At 55.0% G+C, this 2,932-nt stretch carries 3 protein-coding genes; 2 read left to right on the forward strand and 1 reads right to left on the reverse strand.

Annotation, left to right across the window (positions count from 1 at the left end):
* Positions 1-123 precede the first annotated feature (123 nt).
* Positions 124-438 carry an ArsR/SmtB family transcription factor gene (locus MF4640_RS18405; RefSeq protein ID WP_008294929.1) on the reverse strand — a complete coding sequence of 105 codons (315 nt, stop codon included), beginning with the start codon at positions 436-438 and terminating at the stop codon, positions 124-126.
* A 111-nt stretch (positions 439-549) separates the two neighbouring features.
* Between MF4640_RS18405 and MF4640_RS18410 the strand changes: the two genes are divergently transcribed.
* Positions 550-1,584, forward strand: a complete 1,035-nt coding sequence (locus MF4640_RS18410; protein ID WP_075316370.1) for a permease — start codon at positions 550-552, stop codon at positions 1,582-1,584.
* A 12-nt stretch (positions 1,585-1,596) separates the two neighbouring features.
* Positions 1,597-2,874, forward strand: a complete 1,278-nt coding sequence (locus MF4640_RS18415) for an ISL3 family transposase (RefSeq protein WP_000610830.1) — start codon at positions 1,597-1,599, stop codon at positions 2,872-2,874.
* The last annotated feature ends 58 nt before the right edge of the window (positions 2,875-2,932 follow it).

The following is a 2,932-nucleotide window of genomic DNA, read 5'->3' on the forward strand; positions in this document are numbered from 1 at the left end:
TGGGTATCCGGATTATCTGATTGATCCTCTTCAGCCTACTCTACTGCCAATTTTCTGTTTCCACCTTCGCCTGAGTCTTCATAGCGATGCTGACTAGGGAGGACAGCGAGAGCTGGGCAAGCGTCAAAGCGGTTCTGGTTCATGCGCAATCCGGACACCTGCACAACATTCCTCTTGTAAGAAACCGATCAAATTCTCTAGGTGCCCATACTCGGATATACAGACAATCGTGCGGCTATGTTTCTCCTGCCGGATCAGCCCTACCTTGGCCATGCGCGCAAGGTGATGTGATAGCGTCGAAGCAGGAATACCCAGCCCCTTCTGGATATCTCCGACCGAAGCCCCATCATGGCCAGCTTTGACCAGAAAGCGGAACACGGACAGTCGGTGACTATTCCCTAGCTCAGCTAAGCTGGCTGCAACCTTTTCGTGATCCATAGCACGCCCCAATAATTCGATGTTTCTAGAATTATAGTTGACAGGTCGGATAAACGCAAGTAGGCTGCGTACATCATTTCGACAATACTAGAAATATAGGAGTAATATTGAATGTCATCTCAACTCCAAGACGCTCTAGGCATGTTCGCCTTTCTCGCTATCGAGCTATCGGTTTTATTCATTGGCATTAGCTTGCTGGTCGGAGTTCTTCAACGTCACATCCCACCATCCAAGGTGGAAGCGTTACTGACTTCCAGTGGGAAGCGAGGCTATTTTCTTGCTGCTGGTTTAGGAGCTATAACGCCCTTCTGTAGTTGCTCGACTATCCCCATGTTGAAAGGGTTGATTCGGGCACGGGCCGGTTTTGGGCCGATGATGGTGTTTCTTTTCTCATCTCCGTTGCTGAATCCTATCGTCGTCGGCCTGCTGGTTGCCACGTTTGGATGGACACTTACTGCTATCTATGTGCTCACCGCTTTGGTGGTCGCGGTAGGTGCCGGATGGCTGCTTCACACGCTTGGCTTCGAGCGTTATGTGCGCCGGACGGCGACACAAGAGAGCAGTGGATGTAGTTCATCAGCAAGCCCGTGCAGTGCTACATCGACCGCATCGAGTTGCGGCACCAACAGCTGCGACACCACTCCGAAGACGGCTTCTTGCGGGGCTGATAGGAAGACAACAGTCTCTACGTCTAGCGAATGCTGTGACAGTCAACCCACTGTCACGGTTAAGAAAGAAGGGAAGTACAGTGGTGTGTGGCGGGAAGCTTGGTCGGACTTTATCGATGTGTTGCCTTACCTGCTCATCGGTATTGCGATTGGCAGCGTGATCTATGGTTTCATGCCCACTGACTTATTGGAGCAGTATGCAGGCCCAGATAATCCCTTTGCCATTCCAGTTGCCGCTGTCATCGGCGTGCCGTTGTATATTCGCGCTGAAACCGTCATACCTCTGGCAGCGGCTCTGATGGCCAAAGGCGTGGGTGCCGGGACGGTGCTAGCGTTCATCATCGGCAGTGCCGGAGCCAGCCTGACTGAGCTCATTCTGTTGCGCTCTTTGTTCACGCTGAAGCTTTTAGCGGCGTTTTTAGCAGTCATTTTTGCTATGGCGATGATTGCCGGTTACGCCACCTACCTGTTTTTCTGATCAAGGCGGGAGATGATTAATTCGTTAAGCCTTCCTGGGTACCAGTTGGTGGATTCTGATGAGCAGAATGAAGACATACATTTTCGGCTTGAAGCACCTACACCAGTAGCCTGCGAGGGGTGCGGCGTGCAGGGTGAGTTCGTGCGGTTCGGCAAGCGTGACGTTCCCTATCGTGATCTGCCCATCCACGGCAAGCGGGTCACTCTCTGGGTGGTCCGCCGCCGATACACCTGCCGGGCCTGCAAGACAACATTCAGGCCCCAGCTACCGGAGATGGTGGACGGATTCCGTATGACACTGCGGCTGCATGAGTACGTGGAGAAGGAATCCTTCAACCACCCCTACACCTTTGTGGCGGCACAGACCGGCCTGGACGAGAAGACGGTGCGCGACATCTTCAACGCCCGCGCCGAGTTCCTGGGGCGCTGGCACCGCTTCGAGACGCCCCGCATCCTGGGCATTGACGAGCTATACCTGAACAAGCGCTACCGCTGCATTCTGACCAACATTGAGGAGCGAACCCTGCTCGACCTGCTGGCCACCCGCCGCCAGGACGTGGTGACCAACTACCTGATGAAGCTGAAAGACCGGCAGAAGGTCGAGATCGTCAGCATGGACATGTGGAACCCCTACCGGGCAGCGGTCAAGGCTGTGCTGCCCCAGGCCCGTATCGTGGTCGATAAGTTCCATGTGGTGCGCATGGCCAACGATGCCCTAGAGAGAGTGCGCAAGGGCCTCAGAAAGGAGCTGAAACCGTCCCAGAGCCGGACTCTCAAGGGAGACCGGAAAATCCTGCTGAAACGCGCTCACGAAGTCTCAGACCGGGAGCGCCTCATCATGGAGACCTGGACAGGCGCGTTCCCGCAACTGCTGGCCGCCTACGAGCACAAGGAGCGCTTCTACGGCATCTGGGACGCCACCACACGGCTCCAGGCAGAAGCCGCCCTGGACGAGTGGATAGCCACCATCCCGAAGGGCCAAAAGGAAGTCTGGAGCGATCTGGTCAGGGCAGTGGGAAACTGGCGCGAAGAGACCATGACCTACTTCGAGACGGACATGCCCGTCACCAACGCTTACACGGAGTCCATCAACCGACTGGCCAAGGACAAGAACCGTGAAGGGCGCGGTTACTCCTTCGAGGTGATGCGGGCACGAATGCTCTACACCACGAAGCACAAGAAGAAGGCACCGACTGCGAAGGTCTCTCCTTTCTACAAGAAAACCATCGGTTACGGACTGCCGGACTTCGCAGAGGAACTCAACTACGGAGTCGATCTATCAACCATCTGATAATGGTATCAGGTTGGTGGGGTAAAGGTGCCCCATCAACCATTAAATCCGTATACCC

The sequence above is a fragment of the Acinetobacter sp. MF4640 genome, from assembly GCF_002018895.1.
GTDB lineage: Bacteria > Pseudomonadota > Gammaproteobacteria > Pseudomonadales > Moraxellaceae > Acinetobacter > Acinetobacter johnsonii.

What these genes read in the sequence shown, in the direction of transcription:
- MF4640_RS18405 (WP_008294929.1), bottom strand. Translation starts at nt 438, where the DNA reads ATGGATCACGAAAAGGTTGCAGCCAGCTTAGCTGAGCTAGGGAATAGT.
- MF4640_RS18410 (WP_075316370.1), top strand. Translation starts at nt 550, where the DNA reads ATGTCATCTCAACTCCAAGACGCTCTAGGCATGTTCGCCTTTCTCGCT.
- MF4640_RS18415 (WP_000610830.1), top strand. Translation starts at nt 1,597, where the DNA reads ATGATTAATTCGTTAAGCCTTCCTGGGTACCAGTTGGTGGATTCTGAT.